This window comes from Bradyrhizobium sp. Ghvi, assembly GCF_900115265.1.
Taxonomy (GTDB): Bacteria; Pseudomonadota; Alphaproteobacteria; order Rhizobiales; family Xanthobacteraceae; genus Bradyrhizobium.
The window spans coordinates 97770-121863 of the sequence record NZ_FOVU01000007.1 but is presented as its reverse complement, the minus strand read 5'-3'; the positions used below and the strand labels follow the sequence as shown (position 1 = coordinate 121863).

31 protein-coding genes are annotated in these 24094 nt (G+C 63.4%); 15 read left to right on the top strand and 16 right to left on the bottom strand.

Translation table 11 applies throughout. The annotated features are described in order from the left end of the window. Positions 1–126 precede the first annotated feature (126 nt). Complete coding sequence (locus tag BM374_RS25385) at positions 127–339, top strand: hypothetical protein (RefSeq protein ID WP_092298358.1); 213 nt, start codon at positions 127–129, stop codon at positions 337–339. Positions 340–360: 21 nt separating this feature from the next. Here the strand turns inward: BM374_RS25385 and BM374_RS25380 are convergent, their stop codons facing one another. Beyond that, complete coding sequence (locus BM374_RS25380; RefSeq protein ID WP_092298355.1) at positions 361–1197, bottom strand: universal stress protein; 837 nt, start codon at positions 1195–1197, stop codon at positions 361–363. A gap of 211 nt (positions 1198–1408) precedes the next feature. Here BM374_RS25380 and BM374_RS25375 point away from each other — a divergent pair, with 211 nt between their 5' ends. Then, complete coding sequence (locus BM374_RS25375) at positions 1409–2935, top strand: Do family serine endopeptidase (RefSeq protein WP_177248525.1); 1527 nt, start codon at positions 1409–1411, stop codon at positions 2933–2935. A 272-nt stretch (positions 2936–3207) separates the two neighbouring features. Beyond that, positions 3208–3570: a hypothetical protein gene (locus BM374_RS25370; RefSeq protein WP_092298965.1), complete on the top strand. Its 363-nt coding sequence runs from the start codon at positions 3208–3210 to the stop codon at positions 3568–3570. A gap of 12 nt (positions 3571–3582) precedes the next feature. On the opposite strand, the gene BM374_RS25365 is transcribed toward BM374_RS25370, so the two are convergent. Further along, positions 3583–3852 carry a DUF6496 domain-containing protein gene (locus BM374_RS25365; RefSeq protein ID WP_092298352.1) on the bottom strand — a complete coding sequence of 90 codons (270 nt, stop codon included), beginning with the start codon at positions 3850–3852 and terminating at the stop codon, positions 3583–3585. A gap of 74 nt (positions 3853–3926) precedes the next feature. Beyond that, positions 3927–4121, bottom strand: a complete 195-nt coding sequence (locus BM374_RS25360) for a DUF3072 domain-containing protein (protein ID WP_092298349.1) — start codon at positions 4119–4121, stop codon at positions 3927–3929. Between the two features lie 115 nt (positions 4122–4236). Between BM374_RS25360 and BM374_RS25355 the strand changes: the two genes are divergently transcribed. From BM374_RS25355 to BM374_RS25345, 3 genes are read left to right on the top strand one after another with little or no spacing between them, the layout of a single operon-like run. Next, complete coding sequence (locus BM374_RS25355) at positions 4237–4446, top strand: hypothetical protein (RefSeq protein ID WP_092298346.1); 210 nt, start codon at positions 4237–4239, stop codon at positions 4444–4446. A gap of 32 nt (positions 4447–4478) precedes the next feature. Further along, on the top strand, positions 4479–4688 hold the full coding sequence (locus tag BM374_RS25350) for a hypothetical protein (RefSeq protein ID WP_092298962.1): 210 nt from the start codon (positions 4479–4481) through the stop codon (positions 4686–4688). Positions 4689–4723: 35 nt separating this feature from the next. After that, the gene (locus BM374_RS25345) at positions 4724–4948 is read left to right on the top strand and encodes a hypothetical protein (protein WP_092298345.1); all 225 of its coding nucleotides are present in this window, start codon (positions 4724–4726) and stop codon (positions 4946–4948) included. A 39-nt stretch (positions 4949–4987) separates the two neighbouring features. On the opposite strand, the gene BM374_RS25340 is transcribed toward BM374_RS25345, so the two are convergent. Further along, positions 4988–5212: a hypothetical protein gene (locus BM374_RS25340; RefSeq protein WP_092298342.1), complete on the bottom strand. Its 225-nt coding sequence runs from the start codon at positions 5210–5212 to the stop codon at positions 4988–4990. Between the two features lie 92 nt (positions 5213–5304). Then, positions 5305–5496, bottom strand: a complete 192-nt coding sequence (locus BM374_RS39195; RefSeq protein WP_244552690.1) for a hypothetical protein — start codon at positions 5494–5496, stop codon at positions 5305–5307. A 219-nt stretch (positions 5497–5715) separates the two neighbouring features. Here BM374_RS39195 and BM374_RS25330 point away from each other — a divergent pair, with 219 nt between their 5' ends. Then, complete coding sequence (locus BM374_RS25330) at positions 5716–5937, top strand: hypothetical protein (RefSeq protein WP_092298336.1); 222 nt, start codon at positions 5716–5718, stop codon at positions 5935–5937. Here the strand turns inward: BM374_RS25330 and BM374_RS25325 are convergent. Next, positions 5934–7418 carry an HWE histidine kinase domain-containing protein gene (locus BM374_RS25325; RefSeq protein ID WP_092298333.1) on the bottom strand — a complete coding sequence of 495 codons (1485 nt, stop codon included), beginning with the start codon at positions 7416–7418 and terminating at the stop codon, positions 5934–5936. The genes BM374_RS25330 and BM374_RS25325 overlap by 4 nt on opposite strands. Positions 7419–7431: 13 nt before the next feature. Beyond that, the gene (locus BM374_RS25320) at positions 7432–13722 is read right to left on the bottom strand and encodes a HAMP domain-containing protein (RefSeq protein WP_092298330.1); all 6291 of its coding nucleotides are present in this window, start codon (positions 13720–13722) and stop codon (positions 7432–7434) included. Positions 13723–14008: 286 nt separating this feature from the next. Here BM374_RS25320 and BM374_RS25315 point away from each other — a divergent pair, with 286 nt between their 5' ends. Next, positions 14009–14302: a hypothetical protein gene (locus BM374_RS25315; RefSeq protein WP_092298327.1), complete on the top strand. Its 294-nt coding sequence runs from the start codon at positions 14009–14011 to the stop codon at positions 14300–14302. Between the two features lie 5 nt (positions 14303–14307). Here BM374_RS25315 and BM374_RS25310 read toward each other — a convergent pair whose 3' ends face one another. Next, entirely contained in the window at positions 14308–14820 is a 513-nt protein-coding gene (locus tag BM374_RS25310) for a DUF305 domain-containing protein (protein ID WP_092298959.1), read from the bottom strand. Positions 14821–14915: 95 nt separating this feature from the next. Here BM374_RS25310 and BM374_RS25305 point away from each other — a divergent pair, with 95 nt between their 5' ends. Both BM374_RS25305 and BM374_RS25300 read left to right on the top strand, forming a co-directional pair. Beyond that, positions 14916–15110, top strand: coding sequence for a hypothetical protein (locus BM374_RS25305; protein ID WP_092298325.1), 195 nt, complete (start codon positions 14916–14918; stop codon positions 15108–15110). 334 nt (positions 15111–15444) lie between these two features. Further along, positions 15445–15651 (top strand): hypothetical protein, encoded by a 207-nt coding sequence (locus tag BM374_RS25300; protein WP_092298322.1) that lies wholly within the window; start codon positions 15445–15447, stop codon positions 15649–15651. Between the two features lie 140 nt (positions 15652–15791). Here BM374_RS25300 and BM374_RS25295 read toward each other — a convergent pair whose 3' ends face one another. Beyond that, positions 15792–16040 carry a hypothetical protein gene (locus BM374_RS25295; protein ID WP_092298319.1) on the bottom strand — a complete coding sequence of 83 codons (249 nt, stop codon included), beginning with the start codon at positions 16038–16040 and terminating at the stop codon, positions 15792–15794. Positions 16041–16213: 173 nt separating this feature from the next. On the opposite strand from BM374_RS25295, the gene BM374_RS38735 reads away from it, so the two are divergent. Continuing rightward, positions 16214–16372 carry a hypothetical protein gene (locus BM374_RS38735; RefSeq protein WP_164938826.1) on the top strand — a complete coding sequence of 53 codons (159 nt, stop codon included), beginning with the start codon at positions 16214–16216 and terminating at the stop codon, positions 16370–16372. Continuing rightward, a complete protein-coding gene (locus tag BM374_RS25290; RefSeq protein WP_092298316.1) occupies positions 16356–16550 on the top strand; it encodes a hypothetical protein in 195 nt (64 codons plus the stop codon). The genes BM374_RS38735 and BM374_RS25290 overlap by 17 nt, the downstream gene beginning before the upstream one ends. Before the next feature lie 6 nt (positions 16551–16556). Here the strand turns inward: BM374_RS25290 and BM374_RS25285 are convergent, their stop codons facing one another. The 6 genes from BM374_RS25285 to BM374_RS25260 form a co-directional block, all read right to left on the bottom strand. Beyond that, a complete protein-coding gene (locus tag BM374_RS25285) occupies positions 16557–17006 on the bottom strand; it encodes a DUF3147 family protein (RefSeq protein ID WP_092298313.1) in 450 nt (149 codons plus the stop codon). Next, on the bottom strand, positions 17006–17353 hold the full coding sequence (locus BM374_RS25280) for a DUF3147 family protein (RefSeq protein ID WP_092298310.1): 348 nt from the start codon (positions 17351–17353) through the stop codon (positions 17006–17008). Before BM374_RS25280 ends, BM374_RS25285 begins: the two co-directional genes overlap by 1 nt. Continuing rightward, positions 17350–17925, bottom strand: a complete 576-nt coding sequence (locus tag BM374_RS25275; protein ID WP_092298307.1) for a phosphatase PAP2 family protein — start codon at positions 17923–17925, stop codon at positions 17350–17352. The genes BM374_RS25280 and BM374_RS25275 overlap by 4 nt, the downstream gene beginning before the upstream one ends. A gap of 100 nt (positions 17926–18025) precedes the next feature. Continuing rightward, the gene (locus BM374_RS25270) at positions 18026–18916 is read right to left on the bottom strand and encodes an SDR family oxidoreductase (RefSeq protein ID WP_177248543.1); all 891 of its coding nucleotides are present in this window, start codon (positions 18914–18916) and stop codon (positions 18026–18028) included. A 203-nt stretch (positions 18917–19119) separates the two neighbouring features. Next, entirely contained in the window at positions 19120–19671 is a 552-nt protein-coding gene (locus tag BM374_RS25265) for a DUF4142 domain-containing protein (protein ID WP_092298301.1), read from the bottom strand. 80 nt (positions 19672–19751) lie between these two features. After that, entirely contained in the window at positions 19752–19979 is a 228-nt protein-coding gene (locus BM374_RS25260; RefSeq protein ID WP_092298956.1) for a hypothetical protein, read from the bottom strand. A 127-nt stretch (positions 19980–20106) separates the two neighbouring features. Here BM374_RS25260 and BM374_RS25255 point away from each other — a divergent pair, with 127 nt between their 5' ends. From BM374_RS25255 to BM374_RS25245, 3 genes are all read left to right on the top strand, one after another. After that, positions 20107–20481 carry a PRC-barrel domain-containing protein gene (locus BM374_RS25255; protein WP_092298298.1) on the top strand — a complete coding sequence of 125 codons (375 nt, stop codon included), beginning with the start codon at positions 20107–20109 and terminating at the stop codon, positions 20479–20481. 362 nt (positions 20482–20843) lie between these two features. After that, the gene (locus BM374_RS25250; protein WP_092298954.1) at positions 20844–22001 is read left to right on the top strand and encodes an HlyD family secretion protein; all 1158 of its coding nucleotides are present in this window, start codon (positions 20844–20846) and stop codon (positions 21999–22001) included. Further along, positions 21998–23617: a DHA2 family efflux MFS transporter permease subunit gene (locus BM374_RS25245; RefSeq protein WP_092298295.1), complete on the top strand. Its 1620-nt coding sequence runs from the start codon at positions 21998–22000 to the stop codon at positions 23615–23617. The genes BM374_RS25250 and BM374_RS25245 overlap by 4 nt, the downstream gene beginning before the upstream one ends. Here the strand turns inward: BM374_RS25245 and BM374_RS25240 are convergent. Further along, the gene (locus tag BM374_RS25240) at positions 23614–24081 is read right to left on the bottom strand and encodes a winged helix-turn-helix transcriptional regulator (RefSeq protein ID WP_177248523.1); all 468 of its coding nucleotides are present in this window, start codon (positions 24079–24081) and stop codon (positions 23614–23616) included. The two genes, BM374_RS25245 and BM374_RS25240, sit on opposite strands and share 4 nt — an antisense overlap. Positions 24082–24094: the final 13 nt, after the last annotated feature.

Sequence of the window (24094 nt, the reverse complement as noted above, 5' to 3'; positions counted from 1 at the left end):
GCATCTGCCTATTTTTCAAAGTTAACCTGAGTTAAGCCGAGGCGTTGGCGCGAAAATGTTTTGCACAACCGCCATCGGCCTGACGCAAATCAGGGCAATAAGCCCGGTGAATGCGAGGGAGGTCTCATGGAGAACGTACGTCGCTACCGCGCGCTGGCATCTCTCTGTCGTCAGCAGGCGGCCTATCGGCCGCTCCAGAACTGGCAGCTACTCGGCCAAGCCGAGCATTTCGAATATCTCGCCGAGCTGGCGTTGAAAGCCCATTTCGATGCGTGCAATGCACAACGCGAAGAGGATGCCACCGCCGCCGCGAATTGGGAGACCCCCGCCGCGGCGTGATATTGGCCCCTTCCGCCTTCGCTAGTGCGACATCAGCGTGGGGATCGTCATGGCTTCCAGCATCGCCCGGGTGACGCCGCCGAGAAAGCGCTCCTGCAGTCGGGAGTGGCCGTAGCCGCCCATCACCAGCACATCCAGATTCTCGTCGGCCGCCAGTGACAGGATGGTCGGCTGAATATCGGCGCGCGTCGCCGACAGGCTGACTGTGCGGGTCGACAGGCCGCGCCGTCCGAGATGCTTGGCAAGATGAGTCGCCGAGACATCGCCGGGGACAGTATCGGCCTCGTTGATCGAAATGATCACGATGTCCTCGGCCCTCGCCAAGAATGTCGCTGCATCGCGCAACGCACGCGCCGCGACGCGGCTGCCGTCCCAGCAGATGCCGATCCGGTTCGCCTTGAAGGCGCCCCGGAACGTATAGGGCAGGAACAGGACCGGTCCGCCCGCCTGAAACAGGATTTCGCGGGGCACGTCGTTGTCGAACGAGGCCTGCTCGGGATTCGGCTGAAGCACGACGCTGAGGTCGTGGAGCCGTGCCATGTCACCGAGGGAGGCGGCCGCATCGACCGGAATCGCGCCGAGCGCGCGGCAGGTACAGGAAATATCGGCGTGCGCCGCTTCGCTCTTGAACACTGCGAGCGCCGCTTCGGCCCGCTCGACCGCACGCTCGCGTTCCATCTCGAACACGGCCGCCACGGCAGCGCCGCCTTCCATGACATAAGCGGTGCTGCTGGCGAGATAGCCGATCGCGACCGCATCGACATGGGCATTGAGGGTGGCTGCGAGCGAGATCGAGCCATCGACCACCGCGCGCATCGGCCGCTCGGTCGGGATGTGGACGAGAATGTCTTTGTACATAGCGGCACCTCCGATGGACATCATTGGATCGGCGCAGCCTTTCACGACGGGCGGGGCTCGCGTTGAGCTGCATCAAATGTGTGGCGAGGATTTTGCCTGCGGCCTCCGGGCGCACCTTCTTTGCCAAGAATTAATCGGGCGGACGGGACGTCGTAAGGTGGCAATGACCATGTTGGGTGCAAGGCGACTTATCCAACATGGAGATTTCGACATGAAAGATCCCATCCACTCCGACATCACGACGTCCCGCAGGATATTGAAGCCGCGCCGGCTGGCGCTGCTCGGCACCGTGGCCGCGCTTGGCGTGGCGGTGCTGGCGGCTTCTCCTGCGTCAAAGCCGTTCGGCATGAGCTCCCTGATCTCGCCTGCGCAGGCCACCGAAAGCGCGGCGACGCCTGCTGGTTTCGGCGACCTCGTCAGCAAGGTCAAACCCGCCGTCATCTCGGTACGTGTGAAGATCGACGAGGACAATGACAAGAGCGCGTTGCTGCAGCAAAATCGCATGAACCAGGACGAGGATTCCCCGTTCGACCAGTTCTCGCGGCAGTTCGGTTTCCGCTTCCCTGACGGCATGCCGCGCCAGCGTCACCAGGTGATCACGGGCGAGGGCTCCGGCTTCTTCATTTCGGCTGACGGTTATGCCGTGACCAACAACCACGTCGTCGACCACGCCGAGTCCGTGCAGGTGACGACGGACGACGGCACGATCTACACCGCGAAAGTCGTCGGCACCGATCCGAAGACCGATCTCGCGCTGATCAAGGTCGAAGGCAAGAAGGACTTTCCCTTCGTGAAATTCTCCGACCAGAAGCCTCGGATCGGCGACTGGGTGGTTGCGGTCGGCAATCCCTTCGGCCTCGGCGGCACCGTAACGGCAGGCATCGTCTCGGCTAGCGGCCGCGACATCGGCAACGGGCCCTATGACGACTTCATCCAGATCGATGCGCCGATCAACAAGGGCAATTCCGGTGGTCCCGCCTTCGACATGAACGGCAACGTCATCGGCGTGAACACCGCAATCTACTCGCCGTCGGGCGGCTCAGTCGGCATCGGCTTCGACATTCCGGCCTCGACCGCAAAGCTCGTCGTTGCCCAGCTGAAGGACAAGGGGTCCGTGACCCGCGGCTGGCTCGGCGTGCAGGTGCAGCCGGTGACCGCAGAGATCGCCGACAGCCTGGGCTTGAAGACCGCGCGCGGCGCGATCGTCGACACCCCGCAGGACGGCAGTCCCGCGGCGAAGGCCGGCATCGAGGCGGGCGACGTCATCACCGCCGTCAACGGTACCGCGATCAAGGACTCCCGCGATCTCGCCCGCACCATCGCCGGGCTGGCGCCGGGGACGTCCGTGAAGCTCGATGTCATCCACAAGGGCGACACCAAGACGGTGACGCTGGCGCTCGGCGAGCTGCCGAACGAGCGGCAGGCCAAAGCCGATGACGGCAAGACCCAGCAGACTCCCGGCACACCGCGCCTCGGCCTCAGCCTGGCGCCGGCCGGTGAGGTTCAGGGCGCCGGCCAGAAAGGCGTCGTCGTCACCGAGGTCGATCCGCAGGGACCGGCCGCGCAACGCGGCATCCAGACTGGCGACGTCATCCTCAATGTCGGCGGTAAGACCGTCGCCAGTGTCGGGGACGTCCGTTCCGAGCTTGCACAGGCCAAATCGTCCGGCAAGCACAGCGTGCTGTTGCAGGTGAAGAGCGCGGAGGCGACCCGCTTCGTCGCGGTGCCGCTGGCCTGATCTTTCGCCCGACGGCAATTCAAAAGGCGGCCCTGCGGGCCGCCTTTTTCATGAGCACCTGCGAGATGCCGGCGGGCTCGCGATAACATTCTCGTTAACGGCAGCAATGATGACGGGTTCGTCCGAAAAAGCCGCGTTCGCTCGTCAGACTTCGGAATCGCACATTGTACTTTGGCGGCAATGAAGCCGCCGGGGTAAATTGCAGAGTGGAACTTCGGACGTCCGGCCGCTTTGTGGAACCGGCCGGTGGTTCAGATTTGATCGGTGCCGACATGGATCGATTGAAGCTCTCGCTGAAGCTTGCGCTGTTCGCAGCGCCTCTCGTGCTATGGACCGGAAGTGCCATCGGACGCGATGACGGTCGCTTTACCGACTCGCCGCTGAAACCTTGGTTCGACAGTCTGCGCAGCCATCTGGGTCCCTGTTGCTCGGACGCCGACGGCATTGCTGTGGCCGATCCGGATTGGGATTCGCACAACGGGCACTACCGGGTCCGTCTCGACGGGGAGTGGGTCGAGGTCCCCGATGAGGCCGTGATCACCGAGCCAAACCGGGCCGGCCGCACCATGGTCTGGCCCGTCAAGACCGTGTTTGGCGTTTCGATCCGCTGCTTCATGCCAGGCAGCATGACCTGAAGGCGGTGAGCGTTACCGCTTGCTGGACTTGCGCTTCGAGCTCTTCTTCTTGCTTGATTTCTTCTTGCTCGTCTTTCGCTTCGACGCCTTCTTCGGCACCTTCTTGCCCTTCTTGCGCGCCTTCGAAAGGCCGATCGCAATCGCCTGCTTGCGACTCTTTACGCGCCCACCTCGACCGCCGCGTCCGCTCTTGGCGGTTCCCTTCTTGTAGCGACGCATCTCGCTCTCGACATCACTGCCGGAGCTGCGCGAGTAGCGGCGCTTCTTTGCCTTGCGTGCCATCAAGTCTCTCCCTTCGCCCTGGAAAAGAACCGTATTGCTGACGCAACGTTCCAAGCGAGCCGGTCGCCGGCTCCTCAAAAGGAGTTTGCGAGCTCGATCTCCGCTTCCAGGACCTGGATGCGGCGCGCGGCTTCGGCAAAGGAGAGACCTCGATCGTATTGCGCTGGCTGGTAGGCCTCTTCGCTCAACCGCTTCAGCCGCAGCCCTTGAGCGCGGGTCATCTGCTCCGTGAGAAAAGCCTTGGCGTCGTATTTACCCTGAACCTGCATGTTCACACTCCATCCTGAATTCATGGCTTGACTATATGTTCTTATTTTGTTCTAACAAGCCATGGACAACAGAATTAATGAAATTCGACGTAAGATCAGCGCTTTGAGGCTGGAAATGGCCGACGTGGAGGCGCGCGTCCGCGATCTTGTCGATCGCGATCGCGACTGCACCGAACGGGCCCGGGCGCAGATGGATCTGCGCCGGAAAATCAACCTGTTGATCAGCGAATGGAAGGCTGCGGGTGGAGGCGAGGTGTTGCCTGACATCCGCGACAGAGTGCGTCTTCGTTCGTTGAGGAGCGAGGGCAGGCTCGCGCGCCGCTGAGGCGTCCGACAGACCACGGATGGAGGGCGGTGGTGGACGAAGACCAGGACCCCTACCGGATTCTGAAGCTGCGCGCCGAAATCCTCGAATTGGGTTCCGCCATCCGGCAATTGCAGCGCGAGGGACTCGACGACGCCGCAGCCCAGCTCCTGATTGCGCGCAAGCGGGCTCAGCTCGACGTCCTGGTGAAGACGGGCTCCGCAGGCAGCCGTCTTAACATCACTGACATTCGGCGCAGCTAGAGCGGTAGCGCAACGCGACATGCCGGAGTTCGTCCATGCCGGATGCCGAAATGACCGCCCTGCTGCGAGCGGTTCTCGATGAAGTTTGCGCCGGCCAGATTTCGTCGGAGACGGCGACCCGCGAGCGCGTCGCCGCGAGACTGAGTGACCTCATTCGGTCGGGGCGCTGCTCGGTCGAGGAATTGAAGCGGGCTGGTCGGGAGGCCGTGACCCGCGCTCCGACCATGTGGCCCCGAGAGGATTCGAGCCCGAAAGAGTAGGCCCCGCTTTCGCGGGGCCTGAGCTAGCTTCCCTCGACTTTACTTCGTGTTGCTCGGTGCGTTCTTGTTGGTCGACATGGTGCCGCTCTGATCGGAGCTGCCTTGACCCGAGGTATCGCTGCCCTTGGACTTCATGTTGGCGCCCGTCGTCGTCTGCGACATCGAGTGATGATGCTTCTTGTGCGACTTGGCCTGCGCGGCGAACGGCGCGGCAGCAAGGCCGGTTGCCAACATCACGGCGAGAGCGAGCTTGGTCGTCTTCATGTGCGGGAACTCCCTGAGTTGAAATGACGCAGGCAGCCAACCGCCATCTGCCTCAGGAGTTCCCAACAAAGCGCTGCACGCATTCGCGCGTGTCAAGATTCCTTGTCCCCGTTGAGAATGAAGACGATGCCCGTCAGCGTGGCACCGATGGCAAATGTCGTCACCATCGTGACGACGAAAACGAAGGCCGCCGCGTTGCCGCCGTGGTTCAGCAATTCCGCGACCGCAGGATTGGCCAATATCAGCACGAACGTGAAGACCAAGCCGAGCGCCGCGCCCATCATTGCGTGCGTCATCAGCTGGATGATGCCGGTCGGGGAGATCAGACTTGGCGACCTATTTGGCGATTTCTTCGTGCGCATGGAACTGCCGATTGATCTGGCATGCAAACGCGCGCGGTAATCGCCAGTTCCTCCGGGCATGAAGGAATTGTGATCCGTCGCTTCATCCGACGTTCATGACCGATTTGCGAGGATGGGTGCCGTCAACACGGAACGTTCGCTATGGGTAAAGTGGTCTTTCTCTATCGCTCGCTGGCCTATCGTCATGCAGCGGCCGAGATGTTGCGCAAGGCGCGCAAGCTTCCCCGCGGCGCAGAGCGCAGCGCCGCCTGCCGCTATGCGATCGCGTTGCGCGATCTCGCGCAAACGGAAGCCTGGCTCGAAGGGCGTGTCGCCGATGAACCGCGGCTGATGCCGCGACTGAAGGTCGCTTCTTCGCGCTAACCCAATGCGCGCTGGAGCTCGGGAGAGGTGCTGGTCTCGAACTTGTCCTGCGTCGCCGCGGTCTTGCGCGTCAACGGGACCTCGAGCAGGCACAACAGGCCCTCCGACCGCCAGTCAAATTGGGCCTGTCCACCGAGCTGGGATTCGACGCTGGCCAGCAGGCTTCTGGTCCCGAAGCCACGCGATTTCGGCGTCCTGACCAACGGGCCGCCGGTCTCCTCCCAGGTCAGCGTCAGAAGATCGTTCTCGACCTGCCAGCCGATCGCGAGCCGTCCCGACCGTGTCGAAAGCGCGCCGTACTTCGCCGAATTCGTGAAGAGCTCATGCAGCGCCAGCGCCAAAGTCTGGGCGGTCGCCGGCAGCAGTTGTACTGCGGGACCCGCCAGCTTGACCTGTCCGCTGGGCGAATAGGGCGCAAGCTCTTCGTCGATCAGCTTGGAGAGCTCGGCGCCCTGCCAGCTCGACAGCGACAGGATCGTGTGGACCCGAGCCAACGCATTGATGCGCCCTTCGACTGCATCGACATAGGCCTTCACTTCGTCGGCGCGGGTGAGACGCACGATCGACTGCGCCAGCGCCAGCGCGTTCTTGGCGCGGTGATCGACTTCGCGCGCCAGCAGGTTCTGCCGCTCCTCCGCGCGCTTGCGTTCGGTGATGTCGACGGTGACGCCGCTCACCCGCACCACACGACCATTGGCATCCGCGGTTGCGGCCGCAGTGCCGACGCACCAGCGCACCTCGCCGTCGGGTCGAATGATGCGGAATTCCGTCTCGTAGGCGCGCGTGCCTTTGTTGAATTCGGCGATCGCCTTGCGCAGTTGATCGACGTCGTCGGGGTGCAGCAGCGCTTGCACGTTGGCAGGATTGACCTCGAAACTCTCCGGGCTCACACCGAAAATGCGGTACTGCCCTTCGTCCCACATCCAGTCGCCGTTGACCCAGTCCCAGTCCCAGGATCCCATCTTGCCGGCGGCAATCGCCATGCTGCGCCGCTCCTCGCTCTCGCGCAGCTTCGCGGTCGAGTTCTCGAGCTCAGCAGTGCGGGCGCGGACGCGATCCTCCAGATCCTGGTTCAGTCGCTCGAGTTCCCGCGTCTTGCGATACAGTTCGGCAAACACCTTGACCTTGGCGCGCAGCACCTCCGGGACGACCGGTACGGGCACGTAATCCACCGCGCCCATCTCGTAGCCGCGCAACCGGTCGATGTCGCTGACTTGAATCGCCGAGATGAAGATCATCGCGGTCTTCTGGAAGCGCGGATGCTCGCGGATCATCGCTGCGAGCTCGAAGCCGTCGAGCTCGGGCATGCAGACGTCGACCAGGATCACCGCGATCTCGGTTTTGAGCAGAACTTCCAGTGCCTCGCGGCCGGACGAGGCGATCACGAGGTTCTCGCCGAGGTCCTTCAGGATCACTTCGTAGGCGAGCAGCTTGGCCGGCTGGTCGTCGACGAGGAGGATATTGACCTTCTCATGGTCCATTCGCGGATCCCACTCAGCGATGCAGCCACATGCGGATCGCAAGCAGCAATTGATCGGTGTTGACAGGCTTTGCCAGATAGTCGGAGGCGCCTGCCTCCAGGCATTTCTCGCGGTCGCCCTTCATCGCCTTCGCCGTCAGCGCGATGATCGGCAGGCGGAGAAAAGCCGGATTCTCTCTGATCACGCCGATGGTCTGATAGCCATCCATCTGCGGCATCATGATGTCCATCAACACGATGGCGATTTCCGGGTTGGACTCGACCAGCGTCACCGCCTCGCGGCCTGTGGTCGCCGTCAGCACCTTCATGCCGCGCCGTTCCAATACGCTCGACAGCGCGAAGATGTTGCGGGCATCGTCGTCGACCAGCAGCGCGGTCTTGCCGATCAGGTCTTCATCGGAACTGTTCAGCTTCTCCAGCATCCGCTGCTTTTCGATCGGCAACTCCGTGATCACCCGATGCAGGAACAATGCGGTTTCGTCGAGCAGGCGCTCGGGTGACTCCACGCCCTTGACCACGATGCTGCGCGCCATCGTGTGGAGCTCGGCATCCTCTTCGGCCGACAGCTCGCGGCCGGTGAACACCACCACGGGAACATTCGACAGCGCATCGTCGCGCCGGATCTGATCCAATACCTCGAAGCCGCTCATGTCCGGCAGCCTGAGATCGAGCACCACGCAATCGCAGGGCGCCTCGCGCAGCGTCGAGAGCGCGCCGGCGCCGGTGTCGGTGGTCACGATCTCGATGTCGTCATGATGCAGCAGTTCCCGGATCGACAACTGCTCGGCCTCGTTGTCCTCGACGATGAGGAGCCGCTTGCGCCGTGGCCGTGCATATTCCTTGATCTGCGTCAGCGCAGCCGCCACACCTTCGGTCGTGGTCGGCTTGTTGACGAAGGAGAAGGCGCCGCGGGCCAGCGCATGCTGGCGGTCCTCGTCGAGTGTGATGATCTGCACCGGGATGTGGCGCGTCAGCGGGTTGTGCTTGAGCTGGCTCAGCACCGTCCAGCCGAGCATGTCGGGCAGGAATACGTCGAGCGACACGGCGCACGGCTGGTACTGCTTGGCAAGCTCCAGTGCTTCGGCACCGCGCGCCGCGACCAGGACCTTGAAACCCTTGTCGCGGGCAAGATCGACCAGGATCCGGGCATAATGCGGATCGTCCTCGACGATCAGCAGGATGCTGTCGCCGGGATCGAGATCGAGCCGGTCGTCGGGCAGCTGCTCGATGACGCGCTGCTGTTCCGGTGCACTCGGCTGAAGTGCGGGCGGCTGATGTTGCGACGCCGGCGCAGGGCGCGGCGCCAGGGTCGGGCCGGAATATTTCAGCGGCAAATACAGTGTGAAGGTCGAGCCCTTGCCGGGGGCGCTGCGCAGGTGGATTTCGCCGCCGAGCAGGCTCGCGAGCTCGCGGCTGATGGCGAGGCCCAAACCGGTGCCGCCATACTTGCGGCTGGTGCCGGCATCCGCCTGCTGGAACGCCTCGAAGATCAGCTTCTGCTTCTCCAGGGGAATGCCGATGCCGGTATCGGAGACCTCGAAGGCAATCACGGCGGGTGCGGAATTCAGCACCGGATGATCCGTGCCCCAGCCGCCGACCGCGCCGGCGACCTTCAACCGCACTTCGCCTTCGGCAGTGAACTTGAAGGCGTTGGAGAGCAGGTTCTTCAGCACCTGCTGCAGGCGCTTGGAATCGGTGACGATGCTGCGGGCGAGGTTCGGATCGACGTCGATCTTGAACGACAGATTCCGATTCTCGGCTTCATGCCGGAACGGCCGCCCGACAGTCTCGAGCAGGTTCGCGGTCAGGATTTCCTCGGCGTCGACAGTCACCGTGCCGGACTCGATCTTGGAGAGATCGAGAATGTCGCTGATGAGGTTGAGGAGGTCGGTGCCGGCGCCGTGGATGGTGCGGGCGAATTCGACCTGCTTGGCGGTGAGGTTGCCGTCCGGATTGTCGGTGAGCTGCTGTCCCAGGATCAGGATCGAGTTCAGCGGCGTGCGCAGCTCGTGGCTCATATTGGCGAGGAACTCGGACTTGTACTTCGAGGTCAATGCGAGCTCGGTCGCCTTTTCCTCGAGCGCGCGGCGGGCCTGCTCGATTTCCTGGTTCTTGCGCTCGACCTCGACGTTGCGTTCGGCGAGCTGCTGCGCCTTCTGCTCGAGCTGGTCGTTGGTCTGCTGCAATTCGCGCTGTTGCGTCTGCAGTTCGCCGGCGAGCTGCTGCGACTGCTTGAGCAGGCCTTCGGTCTGCATCGTCGCTTCGATCGAGTTCAGCACGATGCCGATGGAATCGGTGAGCTGCTCCAGGAACGTCATTTGCGAGGTCGTGAACGAGGTGAGCGAAGCCAGCTCGATCACCGCCTTCACCTGACCCTCGAACAGCACCGGCAGCACCACGAGGTTCTTCGGTGCGACGCGCAGCAGCGCGGAGTTGATCGGTACGACGTCGGCGGGGATGTTGGCGATCATGCGCGGGCGCCGGTCGACGGCACATTGGCCGATCAGGCCTTCGCCGAACTGCAGCACGCGCTGATAGGGGTAGACGCCGTCGCCGGCATAGGAGGCGAGCAGCAGGAGCTGCGGATTATCCTCATTCTCGACCTGGTAGATCACGCCGGTATGCGCGTTCACCAACGGCGACAATTCGGTCAGCAGCAGCCGGCCCACGGTCGCAAGATCGCGCTGGCCCTGCAGCATGTTGGTGAACTTGGCCAGGTTCGTCTTCAGCCAGTCCTGCTCGGTGTTCAACTCCGTCGTTAGACGGAGATTGGTGATCATCGTATTGATGTTGTCCTTCAGCTCGGCCACCTCGCCGCGAGCGTCGACCTGGATCGATCGCGTCAGGTCGCCCTTGGTCACGGCGGTCGCGACCTCCGCGATCGCGCGCACCTGGGACGTGAGGTTGGCCGCGAGCAGGTTGACGTTGCCGGTGAGGTCCTTCCAGGTGCCGGCCGCGCCGGGCACGTCGGCCTGACCTCCGAGACGCCCTTCGACGCCGACCTCGCGCGCCACCGACGTCACCTGATCGGCGAAGGTGGCGAGCGTCTCGGTCATGTTGTTGATGGTGTCGGCGAGCGCGGCGACCTCGCCCTTCGACTTCACGGTGAGATTTTGCTTCAAATCACCGTTCGCAACGGCGGTCACCACCTTGACGATGCCGCGGACCTGCTCGGTGAGGTTCGCCGCCATGAAGTTGACGGTGTCGGTGAGGTCCTTCCAGGTGCCGGCCACACCGGGCACCTGGGCCTGACCGCCGAGTTCGCCTTCGGTGCCGACTTCGCGTGCCACGCGCGTGACTTCGCCGGCGAACGCATTGAGCTGGTCCACCATGGTGTTGATGGTGTTCTTGAGCTCGAGGATCTCGCCCTTCACGTCCACGGTGATCTTGCGCGACAGGTCGCCGCGTGCCACGGCGGTCGTGACTTCGGCGATGTTGCGGACCTGCGTGGTGAGGTTCGCGGCCAAGAGGTTGACGTTGTCGGTGAGATCCTTCCAGGTGCCGCCGACGCCGGGCACCACGGCCTGACCGCCGAGCCGGCCCTCGGTGCCGACCTCGCGCGCCACGCGCGTCACTTCGGCGGCGAAGGAGCGGAGCTGCTCCACCATGGTGTTGAGGGTGTCCTTCAGCAGGAGGATCTCGCCGCGCACGTCCACCGTGATCTTCTTGGAGAGGTCGCCGCCGGCGATGGCGGTCGCGACCTCGGCGATATTGCGGACCTGGGCCGTCAGGTTCGAGGCCATGAAGTTGACGTTGTCGGTGAGGTCCTTCCAGGTGCCGGCGACGCCGGGCACTTCCGCCTGGCCACCGAGCTTGCCTTCGGTGCCCACCTCGCGTGCCACGCGCGTGACTTCGCCGGCAAAACCGTTGAGCTGGTCCACCATGGTGTTGATGGTGTTCTTGAGCTCGAGGATCTCGCCCTTCACGTCCACGGTGATCTTGCGGGACAAGTCACCGCGCGCCACGGCGGTCGTCACCTCGGCGATGTTGCGGACCTGGGCGGTGAGGTTGCCCGCCATCGAGTTCACGCTGTCGGTGAGATCCTTCCAGGTGCCGGCGACGCCGGGCACGTTGGCCTGACCGCCGAGGCGGCCTTCGGTGCCGACCTCGCGCGCCACGCGCGTCACTTCGCCGGCGAAGCGGTTGAGCTGGTCGACCATCGTGTTGAGGGTGTCCTTCAGTTGAAGGATCTCGCCGCGGACGTCCACCGTGATCTTGCGCGAGAGGTCGCCGCCGGCGATGGCGGTCGCGACCTCGGCGATGTTGCGGACCTGGGCGGTGAGGTTGCCCGCCATCGAGTTGACGTTGTCGGTGAGGTCCTTCCAGGTGCCGGCGACGCCGGGCACCTGGGCCTGGCCACCGAGCTTGCCCTCGGTGCCGACCTCGCGCGCCACGCGCGTGACTTCACCGGCGAAGGCGTTGAGCTGGTCGACCATGGTGTTGAGCGTTTCCTTCAGCTGAAGGATTTCGCCCGACACGTTCACCGTGATCTTCTTCGACAGGTCGCCCTTGGCGACCGCAGTCGCGACTTCGGCGATGTTTCGGACCTGGCCGGTCAGGTTGGAGGCCATCGAGTTGACCGAGTCGGTCAAATCCTTCCAGGTGCCGGCGACGCCGCGGACCTGGGCCTGGCCGCCGAGCTTGCCTTCGGTGCCGACCTCGCGCGCCACGCGCGTGACTTCGCCGGCGAAGGCGTTGAGCTGATCCACCATGGTGTTGATGGTGTCCTTCAGCTCCAGGATCTCGCCGCGCACGTCCACGGTGATCTTCTTGGAGAGGTCGCCGCCGGCGACCGCCGTGGTCACCTCGGCGATATTGCGGACCTGGGCGGTCAGGTTCGAGGCCATCGAGTTGACGCTCTCGGTGAGGTCCTTCCAGGTGCCGGCGACGCCGAGCACGTTGGCCTGGCCGCCGAGCCGGCCTTCGGTGCCGACTTCGCGCGCCACGCGCGTGACCTCGCCGGCAAAGGCGTTGAGCTGGTCCACCATGGTGTTGAGAGTTTCCTTCAGCTGAAGGATTTCGCCCGAGACGTTGACGGTGATCTTCTTCGACAAGTCGCCGCCGGCGATCGCGGTGGCGACGTCGGCGATGTTGCGGACCTGCGCGGTCAGGTTCGAGGCCATGAAGTTGACGTTGTCGGTGAGGTCCTTCCAGGTGCCGGCCACACCGGGCACCTGGGCCTGACCGCCGAGCTTGCCTTCGGTGCCGACCTCGCGGGCGACGCGCGTCACTTCGGAGGCGAAGGCGTTGAGCTGGTCCACCATGGTGTTGATGGTGTCCTTCAACTCCAGGATCTCGCCGCGCACGTCCACGGTGATCTTGCGCGAGAGGTCGCCGCGCGCCACGGCCGTGGTGACGTTGGCGATGTTGCGGACCTGTGCAGTCAGGTTGCCGCACATCGCGTTCACGGAGTCGGTGAGATCCTTCCAGGTACCGGCAACGCCCGGCACGATCGCCTGGCCACCCAGCTTGCCGTCCGTGCCGACCTCGCGCGCCACGCGCGTCACTTCGGAGGCGAAGGAGCGGAGCTGGTCCACCATCGTGTTGATGGCTTCCTTGAGCTGAAGGATCTCGCCGCGGACGTCGACCGTGATCTTCTTGGACAAGTCGCCATTGGCGACCGCGATCGTCACCTCGGCGATGTTGCGAACCTGGTTGGTCAGGTTGTTCGCCATCGAGTTGACGCTCTCGGTCAGATCCTTCCAGACGCCGGTCACCTCGGGCACCTGGGCCTGGCCACCGAGCTTGCCCTCGGTGCCGACCTCGCGCGCGACGCGCGTCACCTCGGAGGTGAACACGCCGAGCTGCTTGATCATCGTGTTGACGATGGTCGCCGATTGCAGGAATTCACCACGTAGCGGGCGGCCCTCGACGTCGAGCTTGACGGTGTCGAGCAGGTCGCCTTGTGCCACGGCGGCTACGGCGCGGGTCACCTCGCGCGTCGGCCACAGCAGATCGTCGATCAAAGTATTGACGGAGCCTTCCATGTCGGCCCAGGATCCCGAGGCGAGGCCGAACTTGACCCGCTGGCGGGTCTTGCCTTCGCGCCCCACCACCTGGCCGACCAGCTCGAGCTGTTGTGCCATTCGCTGGTTGGCCGCGATGATTTCGTTGAACGTGTCGGCAATCTTGCCGTCCATGCCGAGATAGTCGCCGCTCATGCGCACGGAGAAATCGCCGCTGCGCATGGCCTGAAGCGCGAGGAGCAATTCCGCCCGGGAATCCGGCTCTGACATGCCGTTCGGTTTTGGCTTTTGGACGCGACGACCGGAGCGTGATGCTGTTCCGGGATCGAGGTCGCTCATACTGATTCCCCCGCAGGCGTCGGCCAAATCCTATGGCAGGACGCGACTATCCAAAATAGAGCGTCAGCCAAATTCGAAATCAAGCGCCAAGGTTGTGACGCCAGGAATTGGAACCTGCCTTGCTCAGCCCAACCAAGGCAACGGCGAAATTCGCGTTCGGTTCCAATGCCGTTGCACAAAACTCGAGGGCATTTGCCGTTTCCGTCCTGAAATGCCCCCGCCAAAGGCGCTCGGGAACGCCGGGGTGGCCGCGTGGTTAGCCTCTGGCTAAACAGGGAGAGCGCAGATGAAAGCTGGATTAGCCATCTTTGCCGTCATCTTGGTCGCCGCTGGATCTGCGTATGCGCAGGGGGCGCCAAGTGGGCGCGGCGCGGTGACGGGCGATCCGGCGGCCAGTTCCGCCACGCCGCAGGCGGATTCGCAGACGACGGGGACTGCCACGAAGTCAAGCCCCAGCGGCAGCGGCACCTCGACCTCGGGCGGCAAGGATGCCAATGGCGATGCCGGCCGGGACAAGATGCCCGACAGCGATCGTAATGTCCGTCCGATGGACCAGCAGCCTCATCCACAGGACAGGTAAGCCTGCTACTTGTCAGCCATGGTGCGTTCGGTGTCTTGCAGCTGTGCGCGCAGCGCCGGCAGGTGCTCGCGCGCGAAAGCGGCGAGTGCGGGGTTGTCGGGCGTCCTCAGATAGCGCTCCAGCAGGCCGATCGTGGATTCGTATTCGGGAATTTGTGCCGCATAAAAACTTCTGACATAGGCCGGCCCGTCCATGTCGTCGGGCATGACGAGGCCGGGGCCTGCCGAGGATGCTTTGCTCACGCGCGGCTCGGCGCCAATGGCATCCTGAATCTCCCGCAGCTTCTTGTCGCGCCTGGCCGCCTCTTCAGCGCGCAAAGCGGCGAGGTTCTTGACCTCCGCATTCCCCTTCAGGTCGGAACTCTCCAAGAGGCCCTGCTGGAAACGGCTGAAGGCGTAGAGCCCGCTGATGACGTCCGTTGCGTCGGGTGCACGGTCGCCGCGCATTTGCTCGCCCGTGCTGTCGCCGAGGGCCGCGGTGCTGATGCAGGCCAGGAGAATCGCGACAAGTATCCGCATGAACGAACAATGGTCCATGACGTGGGAAGTTCCCGTCGAGTTAAGATCCTGTAAGGGCGGTTGCGGGCCGCTGGTTCCGTGCCCACGTCTAATCCATGAAACAGTCTGATATCTTCAGGGATAACGCCGAAAACTGCCTGCAATTGGCCGAGCGGTCAGAAGGGCGACCCGCCTATAATCGCTATTCGCGCATGGCGGATGCCTGGACGGCTTTGGCGAAAGAACAGGATTGGCTCGACGGCGAAATTCCGCCCGTTCAGGTCGGCGCCCCGCGCAGCCAGGGTGCCTGACCGCTCTCTTTTCATGACTCCGCGTGTGAGACTGCTCACGGTATCGGCGAGACGAACCAGCAATCATCGAGGAATAGTCGATCGCGCTGATTTTCGAATCCAGAAGGAGGTTTTGCGATGGCTCCACGTCTGGCACTTCTCTCACTCGTTCTCGCCTTTGGCGTCTCGGTCGCGTTCGCGACCGTGACGACGGTTCGTCAGATGCATCAGGAACACACATCAGTTGGGATGCGCGCGGCGCATAGTTAGCGCCGCACTCCTCTCGCCAATTTCGGAACATTCGACGCACCGGCGCGTAAGCGCTGCGAGGCATCGGAAGAGGCGAGAAGACAACATGGCACATTCCGACCAAGGCATCGTCAGGGATAAGCGTGCGGAGGAGCAGCCGCGCGACAAGCAGCGTGCACAGACCGTCCACAAGTCGGACCAGAAAGGGTCGCCGTCGCGAGAGGCGACGCGCGATCCCAAGCTCAACGACGACAGCAAGACACCGGGCTCGGGCATGACGCCCGACGATTCCGGCGCTGCGCCGAGCGGCTGACTATGCGAGGAACGAATCCGCATACGAGGAGTCGACAGATTGCTTCCGGTTGACATGCCCCCGGTGCTCCGGAAGCAATCTCCAAGAGCGGCCCTGGCACGCCCGTGCCGGGGTCGTTTCGTTTTGAGGGATCGTACCGATCAGCCGTCTGTGCCGGAGTCAGGGTCGCCTTGAGTGTGCCCGTCAGGGCCGCGGCCGAACACGCCGAAGCTGCTCGACTTCACGCCGACCCCCGCATCTACGCCCGCAGCCGCCAGTCCGAATTTGAGCAATTCGCGCACCGCTGCCGCTCGCGTCGGCATGCGATGCTTAAATCGGAAATCGTCAACGGCAGCGAGCTCTTCCGGCGAGAGCATGACCTGAAGCCGCTCGGCGCGAAGGTCGTTCATGGTCCATCACGCAAATTGAGTAGATTGAGTAGCTTACTCAACGAACGAACTTAGCAAGAGTTCCACATGAATCGTCGATACCGCCAAATGAGTAATAACCCTCAAAAATATCAATAGGTTATGATTGAAACGACTCTTCCGCTGGCGCATTCTACAGCAGAGGGAGAGCCGCCATGACGGACGAAGTCAGGTTACCCCGCAAGCTGTCGGAAGAGCCCGAAGCATCGAAACCGGTGCGACCAAGCCACCAGAAGGTCATCGATCAGGTCGAGCGCTGGGCCAACAGCCCCGGCCTGCAACCGCCAAGGACGGAAGATGCGAAAACGATCTGAGCCTCACACCTTCGAACAGCGTCTCGTGGCGCAAAAGCTGCGGCTCGAACATGAGTTATCGCGTCTGCCGGCTGGTCATCAGCGCGACTCCGTCGCCGCCCGCATTGATCAGCTGCACACTGCAGCCGAGATGTACGATTTCCTGATGCCGCGGCAAGAGGCGCCGGCCTCGCGCTGATCGCCCTCAGCGCTCCGTGTGCGTGCGATGAGATGTGGCGCGGAGCTTCCGTCTCAACCACCAGGCCGATACCGAGACGGTAGCCCACACGAGGATGGCGACGGCGAATGCTCCGATCACACTCGTCGCAACCAGGGCGTAGAAGGTCGCGGCAAACGCTGCAAGACCAATGCTCCCCAAGCCGGCACCCGCAGCGTCGAGAGCTGCCGCCTGCTGTCCGCGTCTTCGTCCCGAGAGACCCGCCTTCTCTTTGGCCCGGCGCTCATGGCTTTCGATCAGCGTCGCGCTGGCACAGAAAATAGCAGGCAGCGCAAGGAAGAGCCCGCCCACGGCGACGCCGCATTGCGCGCTGACGATACCTGCGAAAACCGTCGCCGTTCCGCCGAGCAGAAAGCGAACGCCGTACTCGTACCAATGCGTTTGCTTCAGAGCCGACAATGACAGCTGGACCGGCATCAAGCGGCGCCTCCGAAACCCGCGAGCAGGGCAAAGGCAACCACAAGCCATACGACAAAAGCGATGATCGTGGCGGGCAAGGCCGTGAAACGAAACCTCATCAGGAGATGGCAGACCGCGAGGCTGTAGCAGGCGAGGGCTGCCGCACCATAGATCATGGTCCAGCTGGCTGCCGCAGCATATTGCGCGCCGTGCTGGGCAACGGCGATGCCCAGCGTCGCCAGCGCCACCGAGGGGGCGGCACCGAGAAGTCCGGCAAAGCTCTTCGGCTTTAGCATGTCTCCAAAGATCGCGAAGGCAGAGACGACAACGCCACCCGCGATGAAGCGGACAAGGTACTCCGTCATCGCCGCGTCCGGGATGCCATGCGCGACCAGCCGAGGGTAAGCGGACGGAGAAGTCTCTCGACAGCCACGCCCAAAGTGAAGCCAGCCAGTACATCGCTCGCCCAATGAGCAAGCAGGACAACGCGCGTCAGTGAAAGCCCCACGGCAACAGCGCGAACGACACGCCGCGGTCTTGTTGGAAGTAGACCAGCGGCGGAGGCAAGGGCGCCCATGTGTACGGCATGACCAGACGGAAATGCGTCGCGAGACTGCCCTGATATCGGAATGCCGCGCCAGTGGCCGACCGCCGTTAGCCGATCCGGTCTCGTTTGGTCGAACACTGATTTCAGGACGTGCGGAAGCAGGGCCGTGACCAGCGAGACCAGCAACACGTGATTTGCAGTGGGACGCTGGCTCGGTTGCCGCAGCTGGGTGTAGACCCATCCTGCCGCGGCAAGTCCTATCAGGATATGTTCGTCGGCTCCCCAGGTCAGCGCCTCGGCCGTTTGCTCGAGCCGCGAGTTGGTGTGGTTAGCGATCTCATTGGCGATCGCATGATCGGCGTGGGTCGGTTCTATGGTTACCAGTGCCATGGGGCCGTTGCTGACGAGCTATCTTCCTGACGACTTTGTTGCGCTCGCATGACAACGAACATTCCCGCCCGACGGTTCCGAACGTACCGTCCGGCGGGTCTTAAGGTTGGCCTGATCCGCCGGCGGCGCCGTACACTTGACCGGTCGCATAACTCGCATCGGCCGCGGCAAGCTGCACATAGATCGAGGCGAGCTCGGCGGGCTGTCCGGGGCGGCCCAGTGGTGTCATGCCGCCGAACTTTTCGAGCTTCTCCATCGTGGCGCCGCCGGAGACCTGGAGCGGCGTCCAGATCGGTCCGGGCGCGACGCCATTGACGCGAATGCCCTTGGAGGCGAGTTGCTTTGACAGTGACTTCACGTAGTTCATCGTCGCCGCCTTGGTCTGTGCGTAGTCGTAGAGATCGGGCGAGGGATCGTAAGCCTGTTCGGATGTCGTGCCGATGATGCAGGATCCCGGCTTGAGATGCGGCAGCGCCGCCTTGATGATCCAGAACGGCGCGTAGATGTTGGTCTTCATGGTCGCGTCGAAATCTTCCGATGAGACATCGAGGATGGAGGCGCGTGCCTGCTGGCGGGCGGCGTTGTTGACGATGATGTCGAGCCCGCCGAGGCCCTGCACGGCCTGCTCGACCAGCTTCTTGCAGAACGCCTCGTCTCGAAGATCGCCTGGGATCGCAAGACCGGTGCGACCTTCCTTCTTGATCAGCGCGATGACCTCCTGCGCGTCGGGCTCCTCCGCCGGCACGTAATTGATGGCGACGTCGGCGCCTTCGCGCGCATACGCGATCGCGGCCGCCCGGCCCATGCCGGAATCGCCGCCGGTGATCAGCGCCTTGCGGCCGGTAAGCCGGCCGGAGCCTTTGTAGCTGGTCTCGCCGTGATCGGGGCGCGGCTCCATCTTGCCGGCGAGGCCCGGCCAGGGCTGCGACTGCTTCTTGAACGGCGGCTTCGGATAGCGGGTGAGGGGATCGATCAGATCTTGCTCGGCCATGTCAATGTTTCCTTTCGCCACCGACGGCGCCAGCGATGCCGCAGCGAGCGTGGCGCTCGCGGCGTGCACGACGCGCCGCCGGGTTACCAAAGTGTTGTCGTGATCTGCCATGAAGGTCTCCGCGATTTTGCGATCTCAACCAGCGGAGAGGAGCATCGCTGCTAACCGAGGACGCCGGCAGAGCCGACGTCCTCGGAAGGCCTTTACTTCGTTTGTCCGACGCTCGGCGCTCTGCCAAGTTCCTTGGCCATGTCGAGATGATGCCTGAGTGCCGGCAGCGTCTTGTCGGCCCACTCCTTCAGCGCGGCGTTGTCGCCGCCCTTGGCATAGCGATCGAACAGCGAGATCGCGTCTTCGTGGGCGCTGACCTGGTAGGAATTGTAGTCCGAGCTGAAATCCTTGCCCGAGGCGCTCTTGAGCTTGTCGAGTTTGCTCTGATGAGAGCTATCCAACGCAGTCGGCAAGGTCGCCTGGACCTTGCCGTTTCCGACCAGGCCCTTCAGCTCGCTGCTGGTCTTGGTGTGGTCGGTGATCATCTGCTGCGCGAACGTCTTCTCTTGGGCGTTGCCCTTCTGCTCGGCGAGCTTGCTCGATTCGATCTCGAACATGTCGCTGATGGCGACCTCCTTGACGAAATCGGCGGTCTTGGGTGCGACGCCCAGCGCCGAATTGACGCCGGTCTTCTCCCCAATCGACTGCGCGAGCGCGGGGCCTGCGAGAAGCACGCAGGCAAAGACGATGACGGCACGTTTCATGGTTAGGTCCCTCTGTTGGTCGCGCGGCCTTGCCGTGCGAGTCCTCGCGGAAACCAACACGAGCCGCGGGGCCGAGGTTCCTAATCCCGGGGATTGCGGCCGGTGCGAGGATTAATCGGATCGGTCGGTTTCCGCCGCAAGCGTTCCGGCAGGAACGGCTCGGAAGGCGAGGCTGAGGGATCGGCGCGCACGTCGGCATGGCGTTGTGCCCGCTCATGCGGCGTCTGGTTGGCGTTGATCCGGTGCTTCACATCGACGCCGTCGACGGGATCGTTGACGCCGTGCTGAATGTCGCGGAAGTCGCTCATGGTTGTCTCCATTGATTATCAAGAACAGCGCGTTTCCGGCGATGTTCCCGTCTGATCGCAGGTCAGTCCTGGAACGATCGCCCCTTCCTGCAAGTTAGTTCACGTATCGGCTGAGTGGAGGATTGCGATGTTGAATCAAGGTGAGCTGGACCGCAGCGAGATGGGCCGGTTGATCGGCAGCGACAAGGTCGAGGGAACATCGGTCTACGGCGCCGATCGCAACAGAATCGGTTCGATTGAACGCGTGATGATCGACAAGGTCAGCGGCAGGGTGTCTTACGCTGTCCTCGGCTTCGGTGGATTTCTCGGCCTCGGCAATGACCATTATCCGTTGCCTTGGCAGTCGCTCAAGTACGACACCGAACTCGGGGGTTATGTCACCGGAATCACCGCCAAGGCGCTGGAAGGCGCGCCGAAATACGGCGAGCGCAGCGATTGGAACTGGGGCGACGACGCCGCGCTGCGCGGCATCAACGCCTATTACGGTGTTCCCGTCGCCTGACGTTCTTGCAGAAAGAGAGATCGATGAGCAAAGAACGGCCCAACGATGATCCCCGGGATCGGAGTGACTGGGGTTCGCACAGGCAGACGGACACGCCCTGGAAAGGTACCCCGGAGAAAGAGCAGGGATCGGACAAGGTGAAGCCCGATCTCGAGAAGTGGCAAAAGACGAACACGCACTGATGGTGTGTGGGCATTGGTGAGGCGCGGCGCCGACAGCGCCGCGCTTCTTTTTTGCGCAATGCAATCACAAATGGCGGCGGTGCTCCCAGGACCCGGAACCATGCTTCAGGGCTGCGGTTAGGCCCCCGGCATGTGCGCAGGCCAGCCGTTTGCCGAAAAATCCCGATAGAGGTGTTCGCAGTGGATGCTCAAACCCGGGAGCGTGGGCCTTCCGCGGAGCAGCCTCAGAAGGTGGAAGCTCCAAGGAATTCGCCCGACCCCAAGCACCAGGCCAAAGAACAGTCCGGGAAATCGGACAAGGCGCCGTCGCTGCGCGATCGACTTCGCGAGCACTGGCTGCTGGCGAGCATCGGCGCAATCGCGCTGATCGCCGCCCTGGCCGGCGGTCTGCTTTATTGGCTCGAGGTCCGTCACTATGAGTCCACCGACGACGCCTTCGTCGCCGCGCGCAGCTTTTCGGTGGCCTCGAAAGTCGGCGGCTATGTCACCGATGTCCCTGTTACCGACAACCAGCATGTCAACGCCGGCGATCTCCTCGCCAAAATCGACGAGCGTGACTATCGCATCGCCGTCGATCAGGCCAATGCGCAGGTCGAAGTCTCCAAGGCCAACATCGGCAATGTCGAGGCGCAGATCGATTCCCAGCAGGAGCAGATCAAGCAGGCCCAGGCGCAGCTCGAGCAGGCGCAGGCGCAGCTCCAGTTCTCGCAGGAGGAGTTCAACCGCGCACAGGATCTGGTCGAGAAGGGCGCCGGCACCGTGCAGCGTCAGCAGCAGACCCGGTCCGATCTTCAGGCCCAGCAAGCCAACACCGAACGCGCCAAGACCGCCGTGATCGCCGCGCAGGTCGGCATCAAGACGCTGCAGGCCCAGCTCGAAGGCGCCAAGGCGCAGCTGCAACAGTCGCAGGCGCAGCTCGATCAGGCCCGGTTGAACCTGCAATACACGAGCGTCGTCGCCGCGCAATCCGGCCGCGTCGTCAAGCTCTCGGGCGCCAAAGGTACGTTCGTGACCGCGGGGCAGAGCCTGATGATGTTCGTGCCCGACGACGTCTGGATCGTCGCCAATTACAAGGAAACCCAGCTCAATGACATGCGGCCGGGTCAGGCGGTCGAAATCCGCATCGATGCCTATCCGGGACGCAAGCTGACCGGCCATGTCGATTCCGTGCAGCCGGGCTCGGGGACCGCCTTCAGCCTGCTGCCGGCCGAGAATGCCACCGGCAATTACGTCAAGGTGGTGCAGCGCGTGCCGGTGAAGATCGTGGTCGACAACTGGCCGGCCGATCTGCCTGTCGGTCCCGGCATGTCGGTCGTGCCCTGGGTCAAGGTGCGATGACCGACGCCACCCAAGACGGTGCGTCCGCCGGAGGCTGGTCGCCGGAACGTTCGGCCGCAGGCGGACACAATCCATACCTCATCGCCTTCGTGGTCTCGATCGCGACCTTCATGGAGGTGCTCGACACCACGATAGCCAATGTCGCGCTACGCCACATCGCCGGCGGGCTCGCTGTCGGCATCGACGAGAGCACCTATGTCATCACCAGCTATCTCGTCGCCAACGCCATCGTGCTGTCGATCTCCGGCTGGCTGTCGACCGTCATCGGCCGCAAACGCTTTTACATGATGTGCGTGGCGACATTCTCGGTGGCGTCGCTGTTGTGCGGCCTCGCCTGGAATCTGCAGGCGCTGGTGCTGTTCCGCATCCTGCAAGGCCTCGGCGGCGGCGGCATGGCCACCAGCGAGCAGGCGATCCTTGCCGATTCGTTCCCGCCGGAGAAGCGAGGCCAGGCCTTTGCCATCTATGGCGTCGCCGTCGTGGTCGCGCCGGTGATCGGCCCGACGCTCGGCGGCTGGATCACCGATACCTATAGCTGGCACTGGGTCTTCCTGATCAACGTGCCGATGGGGCTGCTCTCGCTCTTCCTGGTCGGCACGCTGGTCAAGGAGCCGTCGGGCGCGGAAGAGGAGAGGGAGAAGCTGCTGAGCAAGGGCCTGCGCGTTGACTACATCGGCTTCCTGCTCGTCGCGATCGGACTCGGCGCGCTCGAATTCGTGCTCGATGAAGGCCAGCGCAACGACTGGTTCGGCTCGAACATGATCGTGTTCTTCGCGCTGCTCTCCGCCTTCTGCCTGCTCGCGTTGATCCCATGGGAGTTGATGCGGGATGATCCCATCGTCGACATCCGCCTGCTCGGCAGGTGGCAGTTCGGGTCCTGTTTCCTGGTCATGCTCGGCACGTTTGCAGTGCTGATCTCAACGACGCAGCTGTTGCCGCAGCTCCTGCAGACCGAGCTGGGCTACACCGCGATGCTCGCGGGACTCGTGCTGTCGCCGAGCGGCGTCGTGACCATGATGTTGATGCCGGTGGCGGGACGACTGGTCACGATGGTGCAGCCGAAATATCTGATCATGTTCGGCGCTGCAGTCGCCGCGCTTTCAATGTGGCATCTGACCGGACTTACCGCGGACATCACCTACGGCTATGCCGCGCTGGCGCGGATCTATCTTGCGTTCGCTCTTCCCTTCTTGTTCCTTCCGGTGACGACAGCATCCTATGAGGGCTTGCCACCCGAGCAAACCAACCAGGCCTCCGCCCTGATCAATGTCGGCCGCAATATCGGTGGCTCGATGGGGGTTGCGCTGGCGCAGACGCTTCTCGCCCAGCGCCAGCAATTCCACCAGAGCCGCCTGATCGAGCACGCCGCACCGTCCGACCTCGGCTACCAGCAGACCATTGATGCGATGACGCGGTATTTCCAGGCGCAAGGCTCGAATGCCAGCGATGCGGCCTCGCAGGCGGTCGCCTGGGTCGGCAGAACCTTGCAGCAGCAGGTCGATTTCCTCGCCTATATCGATGTGTTCTGGACGCTCGCGCTCATTGCCGTGCTGATGATCCCGACTGCGGCCGTGCTGCGTCCGATCGATCTTGCCGCGCCGGCGCGGGGGCATTAGGCGGCGTCAGCTCCCCGCCGCCCCGGCCCCGCATGCACGTGCACCTGCTTGGCATGCAATACCTCGCCGCATTCCGAGCACACCATCACCGGATTGAACAGCTTGCCGCAGTTCTTGTGCTCGTGAAGCAAGGGGCGGCCGCGCTCGTCGCCCATGTGGATGTCGCCCCAATGCACCATCGCCATGATAACAGGATAGAGGTCGAGCCCCTTCTGCGTGAGGATGTACTCATAGCGCTTCGGCGCCTCGCAATAGGGGACGCGGCGGAGGATGCCGAGGCGAACCAGCTTCTTCAGACGCTCCGACAGCAGATGCCGCGTGATCTGGAGCGACGACTGGAATGCCTCGAAGCGGCGCACGCGCAAGAAGCACTCACGCAGGATCAGGAGCGTCCAGCGATCGCCGACCACGGCGACGGTGCGAGACAGCGAGCAGGGTTCTTCTTCCAGCGCATCCCACTTCATGATCCTCTCCACC